Raw genomic sequence first — 23,489 nt, 5'->3', positions numbered from 1 at the left:
AATAAAGATGGAGATCAATTATAAACCAGCAGGCCAATTCGAGGAAACACGATTCGAGAAAATACACAACATAATTTTTAAGAATTCTAATGAAGCCTCTTTGGTAGTGGCAAAAGAAATAGCGAATCTTATAAAAGAAAAATCGCAGAAAAATGAACCCTGCGTTTTAGGATTAGCAACAGGTTCTTCACCGATTAAGATATATGAAGAATTGGTTCGAATGCATCATGAAGAGGGCTTAAGTTTTAAAAATGTGATAACTTTTAATTTAGATGAGTATTATCCTATGGATATAGAAAATATACAGAGTTATTACTACTTCATGTATGAACATCTCTTTGATCATATTGATATATCTCCTGAAAACGTTCATATTCCTGATGGAAAAATAAATAGTGATGGCCTCTATCAATATTGTATTGATTATGAAATGAAAATTAAAGAAGCAGGTGGTTTAGATTTTCAATTATTAGGTATAGGAAGAACAGGTCATATAGGTTTCAACGAACCGGGATCACATTATAACTCGGGTACAAGAATGATTACATTAGATCATATTACCAGAGTAGATGCTGCTCCTTCCTTTTTAGGGATAGAAAATGTTCCCAGAAAAGCAATAACTATGGGAATTGCTACAGTAAGGGCAGCAAAACGTATCGTATTATTAGGATGGGGACAGCACAAAGCATCAATTATCAAAGAAACAATAGAAGGTGATATTTCTTCTCAAGTACCTGCAACATATCTTCAAGATCATCAAAACACAACTTTTGTATTGGATACCGAGGCAGGATCAGAATTAACTAGAAATAAAACACCTTGGTTGGTTAGCTCATTAATCTGGACAGATGCATTAAAGAATAAAGCAATTATCTGGCTATGCGAATTAACCCAAAAAAGTATTTTAAGTCTAACAGATAAGGACTACAACGATAATGGTATGTCTGGGTTATTAGTACAAGAAGGTTCTGCTTATGATTTAAATATTAAAATGTTTAATAAATTACAACATACTATTACAGGATGGCCCGGTGGTAAACCTAATGCCGATGATACCAATAGGCCAGAGCGAGCAAATCCAGCCAAAAAGAGAGTCATTATTTTTAGTCCACATCCTGATGATGACGTGATTTCTATGGGAGGTACTTTTGATAGGTTGGTCGAGCAAGGTCATGATGTTCATGTGGCCTATCAAACATCTGGCAATATAGCCGTATCAAATCAAGAAGCTTTAAAATTTGCCGAGGTAGGTCAAAAATTAAATTCAGATTCAACGGTAGCCCAAAACATTATTAATACATTGTCCAATACGAGCGAATATGCTGTCGACACTATAGCAATAAGGCAGTTAAAAGGACTAATCAGAAGAAGTGAATCATTTGCAGCAACACGTTATTTGGGATTAAACGATAGTAATGTTCATTTTTTAGATTTACCATTTTATGAAACAGGTAAAATAAAAAAAGATAAACTATCAGAAGCAGACATTGCTATCATGTATAAACTAATAGAAGAAATACAACCACATCAAATTTATGCAGCAGGTGATCTGGCAGATCCTCATGGGACTCATAAAGTATGTTTAGATGCTTTATTTATGGCTTTAGAAGAGTTAAAAACAAAGCCTTATATGAAAGATTGTTGGGTTTGGTTATATCGAGGCGCATGGCACGAATGGGATATTCATGAAATTGAAATGGCCGTACCCATGAGTCCGGATCAGGTGTTAAAAAAACGACATGCTATTTTTTGCCATCAATCACAAAAAGATGGAGTCATGTTTCAGGGAGAAGATTCAAGAGAATTCTGGATGCGGGCAGAAGAACGAAATAGAGATACTGCACAAAAATACAATGCCCTTGGGTTAGCAGATTATGCTGCTATGGAAGCTTTTGTAAAATATGATAGTCACAAAAAGAATCAAAAAAAAGAAGTTTAGCTCTATCTAAAAATATGATTAACAGGCGTTAACCCCATTATTCTATTCTTTTTTGATGATATAATTATTTTATTTGGGTTAAAATATTTTTATACATCTCTCCAATAGGAATTTCAATAGTACCAATTTCAATATCGTGTTTTGTATAGGCCGTTATTTTATCTTTATTGATAATAAATGAACGATGAACACGAAGAAAACGAGCATCCAACACTTCTTGAAATGAAGAAATACTAAATTTAACAAGGAGTGATTTATTTTCAGTTCTAATTTTAATGTAGTTTTTTACACTTTCTACAAATAGAATATCATCAAACTGTACTTTGACCTGCTTTCTGTCTGCTGTTACAAAAATATAGTTCTTGCTCTGTAATTTTTCTGAAGAAGTTTGTATTTCAATTTTGTGGTTTTGTGAAGCTAAAAACTTTTCTATTGCTTTAAAAAACCTGCCGAATGTTATTGGTTTTACTAAATAATCAATAGCATTTAATTCAAATCCTTCAACAGCATATTCTCGGTAGGCAGTGGTAAAAATTACTTTAGGTTTTTGAAAGAGGTTTTTATAAAAATCTGTTCCCAATAAAACAGGCATTTCAACATCCAAAAAAAGTAAATCTATATGTTCTGAATTTAATATATTAATTGCCTCAATGGCACTTTTACAAGAAAAAACAACTTCAAAATTATCAATTTTTGCAATATGATTTTCAACGAGTTGTCTTGCTAATTTTTCGTCATCAATTATCAAACACCTGTACATTTTTAATGTTTTTTGAGTTTTAAATTTACTGAAAAACTTTTCGACGTTTCCTCAATTTTTAAATCGTAAGCATCAGGATATAATAAATTAAGTTGTTGTTCTACATTGGTTAAGCCTATTGACTTTTTTTGAATTAATTTTTCTACTGTTGACAAAGGTTTAGTATTAAAAATATTGAAAATTATGTGCTCTTTTTCAGAAGATAAATCAATTTTTACAGCTGCCATTTTTAGTTCCTGACTTACACCGTGTTTAAAAGAATTTTCTATAAATGTTAATAGTAATAAAGGTGCTATTTTAATATTTTCGATTATTGAGTTATTAAACGACACCAAGACTCTATCTTCATAACGCACTTGTTCTAATGCTAAATAATTTTCAATAAGTTCAATTTCTTTTTGAATATGCACAAATTTTTTATCACTACCATATAACATATAATCTAATATATCTGAGAGTTTTTCAATGATTTCTGGTGCTTTATCAGATTTTTCTACAGACAACACATACAGATTATTTAACGTATTGAATAAAAAATGAGGATTTAGTTGATGTTTCAACGCTTTTAATTCTACTGCTCTTTTCTGTTCTCTAATTTTCGAAAGCTTGTACTGGTTTTCATAAAACGTTAACCCCACCAAAAAAAATAATGGCTGTAAATAAAACAGTGGTAAGTGAAAGAAAATAGTTTTTAAATCGAAGATCCGTTCCCAAAACGTAAGATATCCGTTTTTATCTAAAAACACTTTATAGCAATCAGGATATGCTTTTTCAAGAAAAGACATTCTTATAGAAACATATAAAAAATTAATAAAGAAAAATAACAAGATAATTGAAGCGATAAGTTTAACAATACTCTTGTCTTTTCGATAATTAGATACAATAAAATATAATACTGTATACGCAATCATAATCTGGAAAACCACGTGAAAAAAATAGGTTACTATAATTTCTTCAGTAGTATTAAATCGTTCTCTTGCAGATGTTGTGTAGAACAAGAAAACAACAATCCAAAATAGAGTGTGTTTATAAACGGGTAGGTTAAATATTTTAAAAAAACGCTTCATTTTCAACTCATAAAAATACAACAAAGCCGCCTATATATAATAATTTGTGTACGAACAAGTAAAATAAGAATACAAACAAGCCTATACGAGTTACAAATATGTTTTGGGGTTTATGTACACTAAAACTCATGCCTTGTCCTCTTTTTAAAATCACAGCTCAATTGGACTGTAGTTTTGAACTACAAAATAAATACAATTATGAGAGCTATTTTAGTTTTAGTAGTAATTACTGCTTTTTCGGTACAATTATGTACTTCACAAAAATCAAGTTTTACAAAGTCATTAAAGAATCCAAAATTGATAAAACTGTGGGAAACCGATACTATTTTAAATGATTTAGAATCTGTTATTTATGACAAAAGGAATACTATACTTTATGTTACAAGCATTAACGGACATTGGATGAAACCTAACGGAAAAGGGTTTATAAGTAAAGTTGATATAAACGGAAAAATCAAAAACCATAAATGGATTGATAACATCGAAGGACCAACAGGAACAGCTATTTACAAGGATAAGTTATTTGTTGCAGATTTTGATACTGTTTTAGAGATCGATATAAATACATCAAAAATAGTTAAGAGACATAAAATTGAAGGTACAGAACGTATCAATGATTTAACATCAAGCGAAGATGGAGCTATCTATGGAAGTGGAACAAAAAGCGGAAAATTATTCGTCCTAAAAGATGGAATAGTAACCATTTTAAAGAATGATTTAGAATGGCCAAACGGAGTGTTATATGAAAAAGGAAATATCCTCATTGGCCTGGGAGACAAGACAATTAAGAGTTATAACTTAAAAACCAAAACCTCAAAAACAGTAGCAAAAGACATATCAAACCCAGATGGAATTATAGCCATTGGTAATGACGATTATTTAATTTCGAGTTGGGAAGGAATGATACATTATGTAACTAAAAATGGTGATAAAACCATGCTTTTAGATACTACAAAAGAAAAAGTTAATTCTGCCGACATTACCTACATCCCCGAATTAAAAATGGTATTAGTACCTGCTATGTTACAACATAAATTAACTGCTTATCGACTTATAGATGAAAACTAAACTATTCATTTTTTTAGCGGTCATCGGTTTCTATTTCTGCGGATATGCTCAAAATAAAACAATTCCTTTTTCTGTAGAATCTGTAAAAATTGACGGAAAATTGAATGAACCTATTTGGCAAAATATTCAAATGTTTACAGATTTTAATAATTATTACCCTAACGATGAAGGTAAAGCATTAAACAAAACAGAAGTGAGGGTATTTCATGATGGTAAAAATCTCTATATAGGTGTTGAATATTACGATACGACATTACAAAGTAAAATTAGCACATTAAAGCGTGATAATCATGGAGATGCTGTTGTAAGTAGTGATGCTTTTGGAATTGTACTTGATCCATTCAATAAAGAAAATAACGGCTATTATTTTACACTGAACGCAGCAAATACACAAGTAGATGCGCTGGTAGACTTTAACGGAACAGACTACAATTTTAATGAAAGCTGGAATGCCATTTGGTATTCGCAAACTTCGGTTGAAGGAACTAAAAAAGTATATGAAATAGAAATTCCGTTTAAAGCATTAAATTTTGATATAAATAACAATACTTGGGGAATTCAATTCTTCTATAGAGATTTTAAAACAAATTTATGGATGACATATACCGATATGTCACGTAACTTTTTTCAGTTTGATTTACGTTTTACAGAAGATGTGACTATTGAAAATTTACCCAAAACCAATACTTCAAAATTTATGTTAGTGCCTTCGGTAGCGTATAATTACGAAAAAGATGTCGCTAATAATACAGATGAATCTACCTTTAAACCAAGCATAGATGCACAGTATAATATCACGTCTTCATTACGATTAGATACGACTATTAATCCTGATTTTTCGCAAGTAGATGTTGACCAACAAGTAGTTAATTTAACCCGTTTTGCAGTTAATTTTCCAGAACGAAGAAATTTCTTTTTAGAAAACAGTGATTTGTTTAATAATTTAGGAGCCTTTGGTGTCAATCCATTTTACTCTCGAATAATCGGCGGAACGACCGATATGCAATTTGGATTAAAACTTTCGGGAAATGTTTCGCCTAATACACGTATCGGAATTTTAAATGCTCAAACCGAAAAAGCCGATGGAAACGACGCACAAAATTATGCTGTTGTGGTGGGTCGACAAAAATTATCAAGAGCTTTTACAACCACAGCATATTGGATAAACAGACAACAAACCAACGGATTTGATTTTAAGAACGATTACAACCGCGTTTTTGGCTTGAACTTAAATTACAAATCAAAAAACAATTTATGGTCAGCACAGACCAACTACGGAAAAAGCTTTAGCAATAATATCAATTCAAACAATAACTTTTTCAATATCGAAGGACAATACAACACACGAAAAACGTATGTTAAAGGTGCATTTAAAACGGTAGACAAAAACTTTATAGCCGATGTTGGTTTTACACCAAGACTTTATAATTATGATGCCATAAACAACCTGGTCATTCGGGATTCGTATTTAGATTCTTATTTCGTTTTTCAAAAAAATTATTATCCAATAAAATCTAATTCTATAGATCGTTTTCGTTATTTGTCGGTAGTAAATGATACGTTTTGGAATAGCAAAGGCGCACTTACCGAGATGTCTACAGTATTAGGTAATTCAGTCTGGTTTAAGAAGAATTTGTCATCTTTATTTTTTAATTTGACACATAATTACTTCAATCTTCAATACGGATTTGATATTTTAAATAGTGGCAATCCTATTCAACCAGATATTTACAATACTATTGATGCTAAAATTGGATACAATAACCGTTCAAGTAATAAAAACTTCTATTATGCAACGGAAGTTTTTCATGGCGGATATTTTAATGGAAAAAGAAGTGGTTTTGAAACTGTTTTAGGATATCGACTTTTACCTTTTGCGCAGTTAAACATTAATTATTCATTGAATCATATTGATCTTAAACATCTAGGAAAAGACACATTTCATTTAGCCCGTTTTACAGGTGAAGTATTTTTTAGTAATCGTTTGAATTGGACAACCTATGTGCAGTATAACACTCAACAAAATAACTTCAATATCAACAGTCGTTTACAATGGGAATATAAACCTTTATCATATATCTATTTTGTCGTTACAGATAACTTCAATAAACGTATCTCAAGAACAAATTGGGGTGTGGCATTTAAAGCCAATTATCGTTTTGATTTTTAAATTATGAGGCTATAATAATTATGTTAATACCAACCGATATGATCAATAACAAGTTCTATCTGGCATATAAAGAACAATAAAAAAGAACAGATGAAATCTAGAAAATTAGTAAGTATAAGTATTGCTATAATATTTTTAATATTGAGCATAACAGGAGTTTTTATGTATATAAAACCTTATTACAAAATTACGGCATCAATGCATACAGTTTTTGGTTTTCTATTTTCGATTTTGGTAGTTTTTCATATCATCAACAATATAAAGTCATTAAAAATGTACAGTATAAATTCAAAGAATAACTTTTTGAATGTTCGTTTTATCACATTACTTTTTATTGCAGGAATTTTGTTCACAGGATTGTTATTTAACGTTTCTGGATTTAACAAAATTTATGATTTCGGAAATGAATATCGTAATAGTCTACAAGGAAAAGAAACATTAGAAGACGGAACGCAAAGTATTAGCATAAAAAATGAAATTAACGAAGTTGCGGTAGAGATAGATGTAAAAATAGGGGACGCATTTCGTTATGCAATGATGGTAATTTGGGTAGAAGATATAGACGGAAATTATATTGAAAGTTTATTTGTACCCAAATCTATTGCAACAAGTAAGTATGTAAATGGTAAACCAGACAAAAACGGAATTTGGAAACCCGCTATTGTTCGTCGCCCAGAATCGCTACCATATTGGTCGCACAAAAGAGGTATTAGAGCTTCTGACGGATTATTTATTCCTTTAGGAAAAGCTTACGATATCGATGCTGTTTCTGGTGCAACTCCAACCTATGATTTCATCATTAATTCTAAAGCGAAACTTGGAAAATTGAAAAAGTTTAGAGTTTTAATGGAGGTCAATCAATCATTTAACTGGAACAAATATTATAGTAAAGATCGTTTTCCAAATGATAGTATTTATAGTGGTTCAGGTAGAGTTGGTCAACCTGCTATTGTTTATGCAGTTGATGTAGATTTAGATAAATTTGGGCTGTCTAAGAACTTTTTATTCGAGCCAATTGGGCATAGTCATCATTCAGGAAAAACAGATGAGTTGTTTACCGATATGTCTAACATCACAACAGCATTAGATATTATTGATAGAGGTATTGTAAAAATTGTTAAATAATAAAATTGAAGATATGCTAACTTATCTCGATTCTACTTTAAATTCTCTTGAACCTGAAAAAAGAAGAAATATTAGAAAAAGTAAAGAAGATTTTCAAAAGCAAACCTTTTCCTATATAGCTAAATAACGAATTTAAAATTTTTAATACTGATTATTGGCAATTTATAATCTTAGTATTATTTTACAAAAATCAATAATCCCTTGCAAAAACTAGTTTTCACAAGGGATTTTAATTAGTAGTGACCCCAGAGGGAAAGAATTCAAATTTTTTAGAAGAAGATATTGCCTTAATCATTAGACTATCAGTCAATTTAAAAAATCATTATTTGACATGATATTTATACTTATTCATTAAAAAGCTCTATTCTTTCATTATCATTTATAATAAAACCTGAACCTTAAGACTTATAACCCAAAGGTCACAGATTCGAGTCCTGTTCCTTGATATCGTATAACATCTTGAAATTAAAAAAGTTATTTTGTTTATAGAGATCTCTTTTGCAAAACTATTACGAAAATTGATAGAATTTTATTCTAAAAATATAATTTCTGAACCAGAATCTACACCTTCTATAATAAGTTTTAGTGGCTCTGTAAAAACTGTGGGGCTGTTACTATGCGTTAGCGGGAATTTGAAAAACCAATTAGAGTTAGTATCCTTGCAATTATCTAGTGGACCGATGAATTCGATGCCCTTTAAAGCATATAATTCATTATACTCTCCATAATTATTCAAATCACCTACCTTATTAAATACACTATCATTAACCACATTCTCGTTTTTGTCTTGCCACTGAAAACTGCCCGCTCTTTTTACCCTGATCCCACAAAAGTTCTTAGGAAGAATAATATTTCCATTATTATCAAAGTAATGGTACATAGAATCATTACTTTTCAATGCATCTCTATGAATACTTATCCGAGGAGTCTGGGTATCATCAGGAGCGTTGGTGAAGTCGACAATGATTCTATTATTATCGTTTATACTTATATAATCAGGGATAACGTCTTCATTTTGGGTAGAACCTCCACCTCCAGTAGAACCTCCAGAAGAATCTGTTCCTGCTTTATCCATCATAAAATCAAATTCATCAAGTTTCATAGCATTTTTTACCCGTATTCTATAAGATCTTTTTTTTGATGCATTTTTATAAAAACTATATGCTTTGGTTTTGTTTGCGGGTATTTCAATACCTTGTTGGATTGACACTTTAATTGGTTTCCAAACCCCATCTTTTTTAAATTCGAAATACAATACCGGGCCACGATATGCTGTGCAGGGAGGACTATCACAAATAATATTAGGAAGATAATGATCATTGTTTGAATTCTGAACAGATCTAGCACATATTTTTCCTCTCCATTTTTTAATATTGTTAAAAGTAGCCGAATAACGATATCTCTTCCCTTTTTGGCACATATCATCAGAAAGATTATTGCAGTCATTTGTAAAATTAGAATATGTAAGTGGTTTTTTGTCTAATTTTACAAATTCTGGGTTTCCTAAAAATCCTCCAGCAATAGCACTGGTAAAATTACTGTTTTTGCACGCAATCACAGGGCTAGGCGTAGGGTTTTCGAACCCCTTAGTATATTTTTGAACCTTATTCCTTGCCCATCCTTGAGGTTTTGAAGAGGTTTTGCTCAGAACCCGATTCATCTGTAAAAATGCTGGAACTACATCTTCTGGCTTGGATAATGCCCAAAAAATTTCTGCTTCGGATAATTCTTTTCCTGTAATAGCAATAATGTTTTCGAGAACCGAGCAATTAGAACAATTGCTCTCTTCGAGAATAAAAACCTCATCTATTTCATGTTTGAAGAATGAAATTTTATTTTCGTTTTCTAGAGTTATCGAAACATTTTGATCCTCCTCAAGAGATTGCTGCTCCACATCTTCTTTAATTACATCGGCTTTTTCACATGAAAGGAAACCAAGTATAACTAACACAAGAATAATATCCATGATTTTAATTGTTTTCATAAGTGTATGATTTTAAAAGTTAATATTTATAAAAATTACCGGTAATACGTTTGCTTATTTCCACCATAATGCTGCAAATCGATGCTTAGACCCTTCGCCATACCCTGTTATCGATTTTAGATCATAGCCCTCTTTAGTATTCTTTTCAAAAGCTTTCAGATATTTTATTAATCCTTTGCCCACAACGTACCTGTATTTCTGCTGTTGTTTTATAAAAATGGCAATACAATAGTTTTTACCTTTATGAGTATATGCATTTACAGATATGGGAATCATTCCTTTACTTTCCATATCGTCTATTGTTGGTTTCAGATTTGATATAGGTAAGGAATATTTCACTTTCCAATTAGAATTTGGAGCTTTCTTAAATGAGGCAGCAAATATTTCATCCTCACCATTAGAACTACATGTGATATTCATTGGGACATATCCTTCGTTTTTATAACTGTCTAATTTCTGTTTAAATACCGTAAGAGGTTTATTATGAAAAGCTCTATAGTTTTCAGCATTCGTTTTTTCCATAATAACAGAATACTTAATCTGGTTTCCTTTTGTATAGGTGTCAATATGTATTGGTCGGTATCCCTGATTCCAATATTCATCATATACACCTTGATAAGCAGAAGTTGAAAGATCGTGTCTGGACAACCATTTTTTTATAGCAGGTCTAAAAATAGCATTGACATATGTTTTTCCATTAACATCATAAAAATCTGCCCACACCACGGCAGAACCATTTTTATCCATTACCTTTAAAATCCTGTAGTATTCGGCCTCTGGGATACCATGTCTATCTAGATTTATAGGTTTTCCTCTGGTTGTTTCATAAAAGGCATCAAAAACGATATCCTTTATAACTTCATTAGTGATATCCGTTTTTTTTATCATTACTATTTTTCATTATGGCACTATTGACCATAATAATGGCATAATAATCATTCGGAAGTATTGTAAATACAGCTCTATATTGATCTTCGGCTCCGTTGTGAGAAGGGTAATACTCTGTAGTATCTGCAAATCTATCATCAAATAGTTGTCCCGAAAATACGATCATATTATCACGGGTTTCTTTTGTGTCATCTACATAGAGTGATTTTCTGGTTATAGGACCAAAAAATGTATTGGTATGGTAGAAGGTTCTAACGAAATTGGCATAATCCTGTGCAGAAATCATCCAACCTCCTTGTGCACGTGCATGTGAATTATCAATAACTCCAGACGAACCATTGGTATGATAATATTTAGCATATTTCACATTATTTGTAGGTTTATATATAGGTTTGATTTTGGGTGTTACTTTACTAAAAATATGTTCTCTTATATATTTTTCATAAAGTTTGGCATATTCTTTTATCATCTTTTGAGAATGCTTTTTAGGATCATTGATATGATTATAAGTATTCTGAATATTCTTTACTTTCTGTGGATAGGCTAACGAGGGAATTAACCACACTAAGAGCCCTATATTTGTGTTTTCATATTTTCTTTTTATACCAACATTTGATTCTTTAAAACCATAAGACATATTTAAGTAATGGTAAAACCCTTTTTCGTAGGCAAGTCCCATTTGCTCTACTTTTTCTATTGCCTCTTTGTTTTTACTGATTCCTGATTTGTGAGTGAGTAGATTTCTGTAAGAAATTTTTTCAATCCCTGTATCTGTAAATTTAGCTTTCCACCGATCGGGGAGTTGGTGAATCATTTTCATATCTAATTGTTCTTGCACCGTTTTAGAAGAATGGATATGACGGCTAAAAATATTTAGCAAGGCTACAGCAGATATGGTTTTAAAGACAGAACCTATTCCTGAGGCAACATTTGTTTTCATAGGTAGATTTCCATCTCCTGGTATTTTGGCCCAGCCACCAGATACTTTGGCTTTAATTCCTTTCTTATTGCCTACAACTAGAGAATATCCTTTTACTTTATTGAATAGTTTCTGATGAATTATTTCATTAAATAAAGCGTCATTGAATACAAAAGGTACTGCTTCAATCTCTCTTGTAGCATTATTAAAACACTTAATGGTTTCTGTATTATATGCATGGGCAAATGCGATACATCCGCATAATAGCGTTAGTATTAGAGTTATTTTTTTCATTTTATTATATTCTTAAAAGTTCTGATTTAATGAAGTTGTTGTAATTGCCCTTTCACTCGAAGCAATCTTTAATAAATTCAATTAAGGGTGGAGTAATGATCATTTCATTTTTTTCACCAATAGCACTATTAATTTCAGAATGTGTATAAACACTTCCATCGACTTGAGAAACCGAAATAGAAGCATTTTTCAATGCTTCAATAAATTGATTTGCAATCGCTTTTCTCTCAGCAGATCCTCTTTTGGCAATAAAGAAATTTGGATAAGAAGTATTATGTATCAGATTATGTATGGGTGAGGCATCTATATATTGAGATTGATTTACTCCAAATGCGTTAATATATAGTCTATTTTCATATTTGTTACCCACTATTTGTTCTAAAACATCATACCCTTCTGTGTCTATAGAAGCTACTCCTTTAATAATAGAAGATGATACCTCTTGTTTTTCTAAAAAACTCTTATTTGTACCCGTTAGCGATACCAAATGAGCACCAGCACTATGGCCCAAAAGCACTATCTTTTCAGGATTCCCGCCATATTGATCAATATTATCATAAACCCATTCTATAGCATCTGCTACATCGTTATTGTGGTCTGGATATTTTACTCTGTTTATATTAAATAATTGATAGGGAAATGGGCTAAGTCTATAATTAAGGCTTATAAAAAGCCAATTTTGCGATTGAAACAAGGATACTTTCTTCTCGATGTTATTTTTTTTATCACCTAAACACCAACCGCCACCATGAACATAAATGACAATTGGCTTTTTCTTATCTGTGTCTTTAGTATAATAGATATCCAAGCTTAAAAGATTCGGATCTACCCCATTAATAGATTTGTATTCAATGGTTTTTTCTTTATTTAATGAGTTATCTGCAAAGACATATTTAAATTTTGAAGATTCATCAAATGCAGTATTATCATCCTTATCACAAGAGCATAATAACAGAATACCATAAGCTAATAGTATAAACATTTTTCTCATAATGCTAAATTTTAAAGAGTTATGACTTAATAAAACTGATGGGGATGGGTTATTTCAAAAAAAGAAATCTCAATTTTTACATAAATAATGTTACGCAAGCTAGTAAATATGAAGTGTAGTGTATTGTACTCTGGTTACCAAAACCTGTACTGTAGTTACATGTGCGGGAAAGTATAATAAAATAAGGGCGTAAGAGAATTAATTTCTGTATTCTGAAGGGGTTTTTCCGAATTCCTTCCCATAAACTCTGGTAAAATACGCAGGATCTTTAAAGCCAGTTTGATAAGAAATTTCTGCAATGGTTAGTTCCTTTTTACTCAATAACCTCTTAGCTTCTTGTAATCGTACACTTCTAATAAGTTTGGTAGGAGACATATTTGTTATGTTTCTAACCTTTCTGAATAAATGTACCCTACTGATATTTAATTGATCAGCTAACTGAGGAACACTAAAGTCATCATTATCCATATTTTTATGCACGATCTTAATAACTGATTGTATAAAGGCATCAATATTTTTATGATTAGAATTTGGGCTAAAATCTCCTTGTTGGTATTTTTCTCGTAATTTATTTTGGGTATCAATCAAATGATTTACTCGTATCAACAATTCTTCTCGATCAAATGGTTTAGTAAGATAGGCATCTGCACCAATTTTTAGTCCCTCTAATTGGTTATCGTGACTTGTTTTTGCAGTTAATAGGATAAGAGGGATATGGTTAGTAGCTAAATGTTCCCGAATCGCACTCCCTAATTGTAATCCACTCCATTCAGGCATCATTACATCAGAAATGACTAAGTCGGGGATATGCTCTTGGCACAATTGCCAGGCATCACGGCCATTGGTTGCAGTAAGCAATCGATAGGTTGGTGCTAAACAAAACCTAATATATGCTCTAACCTCCTGATGATCCTCGGCAATGAGGATTAAGGATTTAGACATTTCTTCTAAAACTTGAACGCTTGTTTTTGCTATGACTCCTGGTTCATGAGTTATTTTTGTTCCTGGAATCAGTACCTTAAACTTGCTTCCTTTCCCTTTTTTACTTTTTACGGTAATTTCTCCACCCATGAGTTCCACCAACTCCTTAGTCAATGCCAACCCTAAACCTATTCCTTTAATTCTTCCTGTTCGTTCTTGGGTAAAAGAATCAAATAAATGAGGCATAAATTCAGAAGATATCCCTATTCCTGTATCACTTACACAAAGTTGAATCATGGGTTGTGGCGTAGCATCTATAAAATCAACAGTTACTATTACATTTCCTCCTTTTTTCGTATACTTAATAGCATTAGATATCAAGTTTGCTGTAATTTTCTGCCATTTATCTTCGTCATAGGAAGTATACAAGGTGTCTTTGGGTGTAGAAAACTGAAGTTGTACTTGATTAGATGCAGCCAACGAAGAAAAAGACTTTACTATATAATTTTGAAAAGCAATAAAATCTCCAATAGTATTTTGTATTGTTAGTCGATTCTCTTTCATTTGGGCAATTTCAAGAATCTGGCCAACCTGTTTTGATAAGTGATTGGTTTGATTTTGTATCTGTGTAAAATGTGTGTCAAGTTGATTATTGAGTCGACCGGGTAATTTATGTTTCATTTGATCTATAGCGCCCAATATAACAGTTAAAGGGGTTCTAAACTCATGTGCAATCTGAGTAAACCATCTTGTTTTCGTTTGTGATAACTCTTTAAAATGTATTTTTTCAGAGACTGCTATTTTTCTTCGTAATTGCAAACCATATCCTGTAAATAGTAGTATGGCTATACATAATGCATATAATGAGTAGGTTAAATTTGTTTGATACCACGGAGGAATTACCCGAATATGAATTGGGTCATGAACGCTACGCCAACTATCATTAACATCAAATGCTTCTGCTAGTAACTTGTAGGTACCTTTAGGCACATTGGATATAATAATTACCCCGCTTTTTTGAATAGGCAGCCAATCTTTATGATATCCCTCTAGCTGAAACCGATACCGTACATTTTGTGGTTCTTTGTATGTTAGTGCAGAAAATTGATACGTAATACTTTGATCTTTTGATGTAACCTTAATAGGGTTCTCTTTTGAAGCTCCTTCTGAAGGGAAACGAAAAACTTGTAGTGTATCGGATTGATGTTTGGTATAGGACAACCACTTTAAATTAGGTTTAATTTTAGGCCGTTGTGTGACTTGATCTGGATGAAAATATTGCACCCCACTAGTACTTCCCATCCAAATATATCCTTTTTCATTCTGAAAAACGGAACTTAATAACATAGAATTATCATACAAACCATCTCTTGTAGTATAGGTGCGATATTCATTGTTCTCCGGTTCAAAAGAAGTAATTCCATTACTGACCGTACTTAACCAAAGAGTTCCATTTTTATCACTGGTTACATTTAGAATTTTATCATCTGGCATTTGATCATTTCTTATAAACCGTTGAAATTGTTCTCGCTGGGGATCAAAACAATTTAATCCTCCATCTGTTCCTATCCACAGTTTTCCATCATTACTCTGATGAATGGATTGTATCAAATTAGAGCTTATACTATAAGGGTCGTCTTTGTCATAAAGAAACTGTTGATATTTAGGGGGTCTGTTTTTATCAAGAGTACTAATATTTGAGATTTTGATAAGCCCTTCACTCATAGTTCCTATCCATAAATTATCAATATTATCTATTAGCATATCTATAATACGAAGATCGAGGTCAACACCGTTCTTTTTTAGAGAGACTGCAAAATAATCCTGATCTTTTAGATCATAGGCCACCATATAATTCCATTCGGCAATCCATAGCCGCTTATTTTTATCTTCTACGATTCGCCAACAGCTAATAGATGGTAATGTTATAGGAATCTTCTCAACAGATTTAGTATTTGTATCTATTTTCAGCAATGATATTACCTTAGCACTTTTAGTAGGAATTGCATAAAGAAAATCATCGCTAGTACAGTGCATCGCTATTATTCTGTCTTTGTAGATCAATTGAGGTTTTTCCATGGTTTCTTTTTTCCATACATATAAACCTTCTGAGGTTGCAAACCAAACTTGCTCATTGCACTCCACAATTTCTCGAACCCCTCCTAGAGTTATTCCCAATTTCTCTAACATTGGATGTCTAAAGGTTTTATGTGGAATAAGCTGAAAAACTCCAAGATTAGTCCCTATCCAGTAATTATCTTCCTTATCCTGAAACATACAATGAGCATTTAACCTATCCGAAAGATTAAAATGTAATAAAGAAGATAGTTCAAAAGATTCTTGTAATTGAAGGTCATGAGAAAATCTCCATATCCATTGCCCTCCGTTAACCCAAATCTGATCAGCTTTATCCTGAAAGATAAATGGTTTGCTATATGTAGTGGGAGCAAATGTGGTTTTAAATGACAAATTCTCTTGATACCATGTATTCTTTATTTCTTTGAGAAGATATAAAGTATGATCTGCAAAAGCGAGAATACTATCTTTTTGTATCCTGAAAACAGCTGTAACATTTTTATCTTTTAACAGTGGTAATTGATACGTGCTGTCTTTTTCTACAATGAATATTCCTTTTGGTGTTGTCAGCAAAGGAGTAGCACCGCTAAACACAGAAATATCCGAGACTCTGTATTTATACAACTGTTTTAGGTTTTTAGATTCGGGATTATAACAAAAAGCACCGCTTGAAGAAGAAATCCAAAGGTTTTCCCCTTCATCTTTAGCTAATTTATTAATAACAACAATTTCTTCTTCGATTTTAGACTGAGATAATGGACTGGAAAACAGTTCTAAATACGGATCCATTTGATTTAAACCATTGCCATGAGTACCTAAAAAGAATTGTTTATTCTTAAGTTGAATGACTGACCTCACCCAATTAGCGCCAAGACTCATAGTGTCGCCTGGACGATAGGTATAGGCTGTAAAATCTTCACCGTCAAATCGATTTAATCCGTTCTGAGTAGCACACCAAATGAAACCATCTTGATCCTGAAAAATTTCTGATATCCAGTTATTCGACAAGCCATTGAAAATATCGTAGTGTCTTACATAGTATGAATTTTGCTCTTGAGAAAAAACTTCTGAACAATGCATCAAAAAACATACACTAAGTACTAATAATATATTGATCCATTTCATTTAGTTTAATTAATTATTAGGTATATACGATAAACCCGTTAAATGAAGAGAATAACAATAATTAAGTTAATTATTATTTGTTTTATATACAAAACGGTATGAGATCAAATCTAGAAACACTTTTTTTAAATTACAAAGGGTAAATACCCCATATTTATGCGCTCTTTGCCTGTTCAAGAAATTGCAACTTGTGGCCGTGATTGTGAAAATGATCGAGTTCAAACTTCTAAAACAAATCGTGCAATAATGATACCATGCTCTGTTTTTAAGTATAGAAATGTATCAAAAACAAAAAAAAACCTTGCAAACACTAGTATTTACAAGGGACTTTAATTAGTAGTGACCCCCAGAGGGGTTAACTAAAGTTGATCCCGTTCAGCTCTCCTTTGCAAACACCAAACCCTCTTAAGTACTCAAATTCAGTAATTTATACTAATTTTAAAATCAAAAGCTATATGTCATACTGTTAAATATTTTTAGTACTATTCTAATGAGTGTCATTTCGTTTGGAACGTGTTTCTAAGAACACATAATTATCAAGGATCATTCCCAAAAAGTTATGTTTAGGCAAAAACCGGAGTTATGTTAGGCATATCTAATGCTATGTATGACGAAAATAAAATGTGATTAATGGAAACGAACATTCATACAGAGCAAGAACATAAAAAAGACTAAATTCTTAATCATACTAATTTTGAAAAAGTATTTGAGTTTTTTCAGGGGTATGTAATTGAGTCGTCACCCTGAACTTGTTTCAGGGTCTTATAAGTTGCTTTTATTCAACAATTCTGAAGCACAGTCTTAGTATAGTTCAAAATAAGAGTTATTTACAAATCCTTATGACTTAACTCAAAATCCCGATGTGGATGGTTGGAAAACTCTGGTATATTTCTGCGCCAACCATTCTTCAGAGTAGAATTTCGCCCTATATTTCTTTCTCCTAGACCCTTCTAGTCTAGCCCATTTTTGAATTCCTTTTTGTGAGTATTTATCTCTATGAATTGAGGATTAAGCAATATCCTGCATAAGTATTGTAACTTCGCTAATAGATGCATTTAGATAAAGTGCTAATAGTGTTAGAGTCTCATTTTCATTCCCACTATTTTGCATAATATTGTGAAGCCCTGATGATAGAAACACTAAGCTATTTTTTACCCCTGACAATGCGCCTATGCATAACCCAAAACTATCTTGGGTCATTTTAATCTGATCTCGAGATGATTCTAATCCTTCAAGCTGCGCCTTACTCTTCGATGCCTTTTTACTAGCATTACTTGCTTTGGTACTCCACGATGTAAAAAGTCCTGTTGCAGTGGCCAAGCCTGCTAATCCAAAGGGGCCAAGTGCCAAAAAATAATAGCGTTCCTTTTCATATTTTTTCGCCTTATCCTTGGCTTTTTGAGCTTCGACCCTAATTTTAGCATCTTCAATTTCTAATGCTTTAAAATGCTTATGTAATTCTTGTGAATAAGAAAAAAAATGTTCTTGAATAATGTAATTCTTTTTTAACTCTTCGTTAAGACCATGATTCGCTTCCAATACCATCTTATCAACTCTGGATAGCAATAACAAACATTTTTCTTTATCGGTATAGACCACTGATAATGCTTGTAACAAATCATTATGTATAGATTTTGCTTGTTTTTGTAGCAATTTTTGAACATTCTGAATTGAAGAAACGCTTTCATCAATAATAAGTAATGCTTGTTGTTTGATTTTTTCAGATTCAACTGGTAATGTTTCCCCTTTACTAAGTTGAACTTGATACTCCTTAATTACGTTAACAAGCTGTGATAAATACCCTTTTACCATTTTGATTTCTATGAATAAGTTTAATTATACTAAATTGAGTAAAGAGGTTGTCTAACCTATATGAATTATTTAAGTAGACAACCTTTTTGGATTAAAATATTACTAGTTTACCTTCTCTAGGTAATCAATAACAGTTTCTCCTTCTGGCAAGGTAATGGTCACAACACCCGCCAATTGTTGGGTAATCGTTGTTATAGTGTCTTGTAAATCCGCTATTTCATTATTTGCGCTATTTAAAAAGAAAGTTCTAGCCTCATCAGTACTAGTGATGCCATTTGTTAAATCATTGATCAAACGGTCTAAATTTACTGATACATCCTTCCAAATAGTCGTCATTCCTTCAGACGCTTCTGCTGCAATTTTAGCTTGATCTGATAGACTGTCCATTACAGATTCGATACCTCCCAATAGCAAGATTTCTTGTTCCAATGTTGCTTTAGATTGAAATAAACCATTTTTTTGATTGTATAAATCCTTCAATTCTATAATAGAAGCAGCCAGTAAAGCTCCACCTGCAGCTACAGTAACAACCCCTCCAGCAATCAGTTCGGCTCCAACCGGCGAAGCAATAGCACCCATACCAATCATCACGGCTCCCCCTGCAATAGCAATCCCTTCACCAACAATGGCTGAAATTTGCGCATTGATACTACGATCGATAGACTTAAGTTCATCAGATATATCTGCTAGCTCTCCTTGGTCCCCTGAGATCATTTCATTTGCTTTTTGTGCTAATTCATTAAATGCAATGGCATCTGCTTTTAGTCGAATACTTAAATCATTTAACCCTTGTACTATGACTTCACTATTTCTAAGGTTATTCTCAGTGAGGCCTTTAATTACCGTAAGCACAGATAACCATTGATCTACAGTAGCCCCCTCTGGTAAGGTAACAGGTACCACACGATAGACTGTAAAATAACTCTTAAGGTCAGATAGCGAGCTGATAATTTTAGGGTTTATATCACTTAAGTAACTGTTGGCACTTTCTTTAGCGTTCTCAATACTATCATTTATACTATTCTGTATACCTACTAAATCTTCAGATGAAGAAAAGTCTAAGTTCGGTTGCTGTAAAATAGAATTACAATAACTCTGTAATACAAGACCATTTGTAGTCGTTTCTTTTTGTGAGGCTTCTATATTTTTTATATGATTTCTTAAAATTTCCATAACTGTGTTTTTAGTAATTAAAAAATTCTTTAGGCAGCCGTTGCTTGCTCCGCTAAATGCACAGCATATTCCCCAACATTCATATCTTCAGCACTAACACTTACATTTACACCTGCCATTTGTTGTTTTATCAAACTAACATCTTCAAGGATGAATGGAATGGTTTCATTTGCGGCTGTTAAAAATAATTGTCTAACGCTATCCGTACTAATAATACCATTTTGAAGATTAAGAGACAGATTATCTAAATCACTATTAATCGAAACCCAAGCATTTTTCATTTGGCTGGTAGCTGTCACTGCTTCTGAAGCTCCAAAACCTAAAGAACTATAGCCACTTTTAATCCCTTCAGCTAAGTTGACCTCACTTGTTAGTGAAGATTTTTGTTGTAACACTGAAGCTTTTGCATCATAGAGGCCTTTAAGCGTAAGAGCACTGGCTACGGTACCTGCTGTACCTACCAATACAACGGCCACGCCACCAGCAATTAATGGGGTAGACCCTCCTGCAGTAAAAGGGCTGCCAATGGCTCCAACACCAATCATAACAGCACCACCTACAATGGCTAGTCCACTAATAACAGTCCCTGCAATGGTGCCTGCAATTTGTTTATCAAGTCTTTCAATATCTTTATCTAAAGAAGCTAACATACCGTCGTTACCACCAACGATAGCGTTAAGGTCATTGATCGTTTTATTAAAAAATGCCACATCTGCATTTATATTCGAATTTAAATTCCCCAAGTCTATTATAACAAGATCACTGGCTTCAATAAAGGTATCTGTTTGGCTTTTCATAGCTTGCAAAATACTCAGCCATTGTGCTTCGGTAGCATCAGGTGGAAGGACTGTAGGTACTGCTGAATACAAATTATAGAAATTAGAAATACTATTAATATTACTAATAATATTATTCTGGATGCCATTAAGGTAGGTTTTCGCATTGTCTTTAGCGTTTTGCAACCCATCATTTATATTAGTTTGGATCTTTGATAAATTGGTGAATTCTGAAAAATCAACAAAAGGTTGTTGTAAAATGCTATTACAGTAGCCTTGCAATACAAGACCTTGAGTGGTTTGTGTTTTTGCAGCTTCGATAGTCGGATCTGAAAATGTCATACTAATAAATATTTAAATTTAAAACGAGTTTAAAATCTTAGAGAAGATTATGTTTATCCCTCTAAGAATTGGTTGCTCAATTTTATGTAAGTTGTTTGTTTTTAGCACCTAAAATCTTCGTGAAAGCGAAAAAAAAAGGTTGAATAGGAAATATTAAGGCTGAGTTTTTTGAGTTAAGGTTCGTAAAAGGCTATTTATTTCAAGCGTTTAACCATTTTTTAAACTCTGCTGCCTTATTCTTGCTAATAAGAATTTCAATTTCAGAAAAATGAATCAAGATTTTTAACTGGCTATTGCCATATTTGATAATCTTTTTTATAGCTGTAATACGAACTATAAATTGACGATTGGCTCTAAAAAAAAGGGTGTTATCTATATCATTATAAATCTCATCTAAGCTTAAATTACTTATCGATCTCTTACCATCGGTATTTACTACGTATGTTATAGAGTTTTCTGTATTTATATATGTGATGTCTTTAGTATTGGTAGGAATTAATTCATTTCGTTTAAAAGTGAGTAACCTTTTTTTATTCGTTTGTTTCAAGTCGGGATTAGTCTTTAAAAAAGATGTTTCAATTTTTCGCTCTTCATCAAAAACTCTTTGCTGATAGTTAAACACTCCTAAATTTAATTTAGTAAGATTCATAATATCTTTCTCTAAATCAGAATTCTTTGCTTCTAGCTCTTTTTCATAAAAACTACCAATAAAACGAACTGCAAAAAATGAAATGATGATAATTAGAATACCCATCAATATAAAAATCGTATACAAACGTCTTTTTAGCTTTGTAATATGTATTAATAGTTTGTTGAGATTTACAACTGAAACAATACTAATATTCGTTTGCTTTATTGGTATTTCGTAGAGTATCTCAGAATTTTTAGGCTGATAAACACCGTCAAACTTTTTTTCATAGTCCATTAGTATATCATAAATCTCATTGATACTACTGCTTTGACTAATAGAATGCTTTAAACGTCTACTAGCAATAATTTTTTGATGAATTAGTTCTGGTTTTGGATGAGATAAGATTTCACCATTTTTATTGATAGCTACAATAAAGGTAGTTCCGGGCTCTGTTTCGTATAAAGCCTCTTGAATACGATCAATGATATCAACTTCACTTTCTCCGTTTTTTATTTGTAAATACGATAAGCGTGCTATTTCTTTGACTTCTCTCTTACTAGATTCCAACTGTAAATCAACCAACAGATTAACACAAATCTTTACACTATAATTAATCCCTAATGAGGCCATGGCTAAGAAGATAAGCGCAATAGAAATAAACGTTAAAAAATACAACTTATCTTTTCCCATTATAGTGCTGACTTATTCTGTTAAAAAAGGAAGATTTAAACATTCTTAAAAGTTTAATAAGGAATATCAAAGTAAACGATAACAACTGATTAACACAAAAGTAATATGTCATTTTTTGATGTTGTTGTTCTTGTTGAGGATTCGAGACCGTTGCAAAAGGTTTCAATTCGTTATGATTGAACTCCTAAGGATCAACATCATGTCCTTCACGAAAAAAATCGAATTTTTGTCCCACTAAAAATGAATGAGAAGTTAAGAGTGTAACGAGGCTATTAATAATTTAGAATGGATTCTTATAAATACTTCTAATTCAAATAAATTGTCAATAGAATGGTTAGATAGTTCAATCTCTCCTGCTACTAGACTAAAATAAGTTTTTTCTTACATAACCCGAATACAAAGTTCAAACCTCACACCTCTAAATATCAATAAGTTAATTGTGTTTATGAATTTCGCTATAAAAAATCCCTTGTAAACATCAGTATTTACTAGGGATTTAATCTAATTCGTGACCCCGGAGGGATTAACTAGTGTTGATCCCTACAACGCTCCGCGTTGAAAATCACAAAAAGAATCACTTCACAATTTTCAAAAAAAGAAGCGAGCTTCATTTTTGAAACTCGCTTCATGATTCACTTTTTTGTGATTCATTCGTGACCCCGGAGGGATTCAAACCCCCAACCCTCAGAGCCGAAATCTGATGCGCTATTCAGTTGCGCCACGAGGCCATTTTTCTTA

15 protein-coding genes and 1 tRNA gene are annotated in these 23,489 nt (G+C 32.2%); 4 read left to right on the top strand and 12 right to left on the bottom strand.

Annotated elements, in window-relative coordinates; all coding sequences use genetic code 11:
- The first annotated feature begins 7 nt into the window (after window positions 1-7).
- The gene (gene nagB, locus NNL09_RS12330) at window positions 8-1,939 is read left to right on the top strand and encodes a glucosamine-6-phosphate deaminase (RefSeq protein WP_196910816.1); all 1,932 of its coding nucleotides are present in this window, start codon (window positions 8-10) and stop codon (window positions 1,937-1,939) included.
- Between the two features lie 64 nt (window positions 1,940-2,003).
- On the opposite strand, the gene NNL09_RS12325 is transcribed toward nagB, so the two are convergent.
- Together NNL09_RS12325 and NNL09_RS12320 are read right to left on the bottom strand one after the other, a co-directional pair.
- A complete protein-coding gene (locus NNL09_RS12325; RefSeq protein WP_231391019.1) occupies window positions 2,004-2,687 on the bottom strand; it encodes a LytTR family DNA-binding domain-containing protein in 684 nt (227 codons plus the stop codon).
- 14 nt (window positions 2,688-2,701) lie between these two features.
- A complete protein-coding gene (locus NNL09_RS12320) occupies window positions 2,702-3,766 on the bottom strand; it encodes a sensor histidine kinase (RefSeq protein ID WP_196910814.1) in 1,065 nt (354 codons plus the stop codon).
- Between the two features lie 198 nt (window positions 3,767-3,964).
- Here NNL09_RS12320 and NNL09_RS12315 point away from each other — a divergent pair, with 198 nt between their 5' ends.
- The 3 genes from NNL09_RS12315 to NNL09_RS12305 all read left to right on the top strand — a co-directional run bounded on the left by NNL09_RS12315 (window position 3,965) and on the right by NNL09_RS12305 (window position 8,129).
- On the top strand, window positions 3,965-4,834 hold the full coding sequence (locus NNL09_RS12315; protein WP_196910813.1) for a hypothetical protein: 870 nt from the start codon (window positions 3,965-3,967) through the stop codon (window positions 4,832-4,834).
- Window positions 4,824-7,004, top strand: a complete 2,181-nt coding sequence (locus tag NNL09_RS12310; protein ID WP_196910812.1) for a carbohydrate binding family 9 domain-containing protein — start codon at window positions 4,824-4,826, stop codon at window positions 7,002-7,004. The genes NNL09_RS12315 and NNL09_RS12310 overlap by 11 nt, the downstream gene beginning before the upstream one ends.
- Window positions 7,005-7,094: 90 nt before the next feature.
- Window positions 7,095-8,129 carry a DUF4405 domain-containing protein gene (locus NNL09_RS12305; RefSeq protein WP_196910811.1) on the top strand — a complete coding sequence of 345 codons (1,035 nt, stop codon included), beginning with the start codon at window positions 7,095-7,097 and terminating at the stop codon, window positions 8,127-8,129.
- A gap of 529 nt (window positions 8,130-8,658) precedes the next feature.
- Here the strand turns inward: NNL09_RS12305 and NNL09_RS12300 are convergent.
- The 10 genes from NNL09_RS12300 to NNL09_RS12255 all read right to left on the bottom strand — a co-directional run bounded on the left by NNL09_RS12300 (window position 8,659) and on the right by NNL09_RS12255 (window position 23,479).
- Window positions 8,659-10,113 (bottom strand): hypothetical protein, encoded by a 1,455-nt coding sequence (locus tag NNL09_RS12300; RefSeq protein ID WP_196910810.1) that lies wholly within the window; start codon window positions 10,111-10,113, stop codon window positions 8,659-8,661.
- Between the two features lie 54 nt (window positions 10,114-10,167).
- Window positions 10,168-11,001, bottom strand: coding sequence for a hypothetical protein (locus NNL09_RS12295; protein WP_254514248.1), 834 nt, complete (start codon window positions 10,999-11,001; stop codon window positions 10,168-10,170).
- On the bottom strand, window positions 10,976-12,214 hold the full coding sequence (locus NNL09_RS12290) for a serine hydrolase domain-containing protein (RefSeq protein WP_254514247.1): 1,239 nt from the start codon (window positions 12,212-12,214) through the stop codon (window positions 10,976-10,978). Before NNL09_RS12290 ends, NNL09_RS12295 begins: the two co-directional genes overlap by 26 nt.
- A 52-nt stretch (window positions 12,215-12,266) precedes the next feature.
- Window positions 12,267-13,205: an alpha/beta hydrolase gene (locus tag NNL09_RS12285; protein WP_025665038.1), complete on the bottom strand. Its 939-nt coding sequence runs from the start codon at window positions 13,203-13,205 to the stop codon at window positions 12,267-12,269.
- A 198-nt stretch (window positions 13,206-13,403) separates the two neighbouring features.
- Entirely contained in the window at window positions 13,404-17,327 is a 3,924-nt protein-coding gene (locus NNL09_RS12280) for an ATP-binding protein (RefSeq protein WP_196910808.1), read from the bottom strand.
- A gap of 1,008 nt (window positions 17,328-18,335) precedes the next feature.
- Window positions 18,336-19,139, bottom strand: a complete 804-nt coding sequence (locus tag NNL09_RS12275) for a hypothetical protein (protein WP_196910807.1) — start codon at window positions 19,137-19,139, stop codon at window positions 18,336-18,338.
- 102 nt (window positions 19,140-19,241) lie between these two features.
- The gene (locus NNL09_RS12270) at window positions 19,242-20,312 is read right to left on the bottom strand and encodes an HBL/NHE enterotoxin family protein (protein WP_196910806.1); all 1,071 of its coding nucleotides are present in this window, start codon (window positions 20,310-20,312) and stop codon (window positions 19,242-19,244) included.
- A gap of 29 nt (window positions 20,313-20,341) precedes the next feature.
- Window positions 20,342-21,430, bottom strand: a complete 1,089-nt coding sequence (locus NNL09_RS12265; RefSeq protein WP_025665043.1) for an HBL/NHE enterotoxin family protein — start codon at window positions 21,428-21,430, stop codon at window positions 20,342-20,344.
- Window positions 21,431-21,629: 199 nt separating this feature from the next.
- The gene (locus NNL09_RS12260) at window positions 21,630-22,751 is read right to left on the bottom strand and encodes a LytTR family DNA-binding domain-containing protein (protein WP_025665044.1); all 1,122 of its coding nucleotides are present in this window, start codon (window positions 22,749-22,751) and stop codon (window positions 21,630-21,632) included.
- A gap of 654 nt (window positions 22,752-23,405) precedes the next feature.
- Window positions 23,406-23,479 (bottom strand) — tRNA-Arg (locus NNL09_RS12255).
- Window positions 23,480-23,489: the final 10 nt, after the last annotated feature.

Source organism: Aquimarina sp. EL_43, from assembly GCF_943422735.1.
GTDB lineage: Bacteria > Bacteroidota > Bacteroidia > Flavobacteriales > Flavobacteriaceae > Aquimarina > Aquimarina megaterium.
The sequence above is the reverse complement of the archived record's forward strand: the minus strand, read 5'-3'. Positions and strand labels throughout refer to the sequence as shown.

Excerpts from the sequence above, each read along its gene's own strand:
- NNL09_RS12320 (WP_196910814.1), bottom strand. The coding sequence starts at position 3,766 with ATGAAGCGTTTTTTTAAAATATTTAACCTACCCGTTTATAAACACACT.
- NNL09_RS12285 (WP_025665038.1), bottom strand. The coding sequence starts at position 13,205 with ATGAGAAAAATGTTTATACTATTAGCTTATGGTATTCTGTTATTATGC.
- NNL09_RS12305 (WP_196910811.1), top strand. The coding sequence starts at position 7,095 with ATGAAATCTAGAAAATTAGTAAGTATAAGTATTGCTATAATATTTTTA.
- nagB (WP_196910816.1), top strand. The coding sequence starts at position 8 with ATGGAGATCAATTATAAACCAGCAGGCCAATTCGAGGAAACACGATTC.
- NNL09_RS12280 (WP_196910808.1), bottom strand. The coding sequence starts at position 17,327 with ATGAAATGGATCAATATATTATTAGTACTTAGTGTATGTTTTTTGATG.
- NNL09_RS12265 (WP_025665043.1), bottom strand. The coding sequence starts at position 21,430 with ATGACATTTTCAGATCCGACTATCGAAGCTGCAAAAACACAAACCACT.
- NNL09_RS12260 (WP_025665044.1), bottom strand. The coding sequence starts at position 22,751 with ATGGGAAAAGATAAGTTGTATTTTTTAACGTTTATTTCTATTGCGCTT.
- NNL09_RS12270 (WP_196910806.1), bottom strand. The coding sequence starts at position 20,312 with ATGGAAATTTTAAGAAATCATATAAAAAATATAGAAGCCTCACAAAAA.
- NNL09_RS12300 (WP_196910810.1), bottom strand. The coding sequence starts at position 10,113 with ATGAAAACAATTAAAATCATGGATATTATTCTTGTGTTAGTTATACTT.
- NNL09_RS12315 (WP_196910813.1), top strand. The coding sequence starts at position 3,965 with ATGAGAGCTATTTTAGTTTTAGTAGTAATTACTGCTTTTTCGGTACAA.
- NNL09_RS12275 (WP_196910807.1), bottom strand. The coding sequence starts at position 19,139 with ATGGTAAAAGGGTATTTATCACAGCTTGTTAACGTAATTAAGGAGTAT.
- NNL09_RS12290 (WP_254514247.1), bottom strand. The coding sequence starts at position 12,214 with ATGAAAAAAATAACTCTAATACTAACGCTATTATGCGGATGTATCGCA.
- NNL09_RS12310 (WP_196910812.1), top strand. The coding sequence starts at position 4,824 with ATGAAAACTAAACTATTCATTTTTTTAGCGGTCATCGGTTTCTATTTC.
- NNL09_RS12295 (WP_254514248.1), bottom strand. The coding sequence starts at position 11,001 with ATGATAAAAAAAACGGATATCACTAATGAAGTTATAAAGGATATCGTT.